1 protein-coding gene is annotated in these 202 nt (G+C 68.3%); it reads left to right on the top strand.

The window, feature by feature from the left end; translation table 11 throughout:
• A partial coding sequence (locus tag OP18_RS51015; RefSeq protein WP_156090392.1) for a PEP/pyruvate-binding domain-containing protein occupies positions 1-202 on the top strand: 202 nt, incomplete at both ends.

The raw sequence follows: 202 nt of genomic DNA, 5'->3' as shown, positions 1-202 counted from the left end.
GGCGAGCCCGGCGTGTACGGCGACTACCTGGCCAACGCGCAGGGCGAGGACGTCGTGGCCGGCATCCGCAACACGGTGCCGCTGCAGGCCCTCGAGGAGCTCGACAAGCCGGCGTACGACGAGCTGATGGCCATCATGGCCAAGCTCGAGGAGCACTACCGGGACCTGTGCGACATCGAGTTCACCATCGAGCGCGGCAAGC

The sequence above is a fragment of the Dactylosporangium aurantiacum genome (assembly GCF_000716715.1).
In the GTDB taxonomy this organism is placed as follows: domain Bacteria; phylum Actinomycetota; class Actinomycetes; order Mycobacteriales; family Micromonosporaceae; genus Dactylosporangium; species Dactylosporangium aurantiacum.
This window is presented reverse-complemented; position numbering and strand designations above follow the sequence as displayed.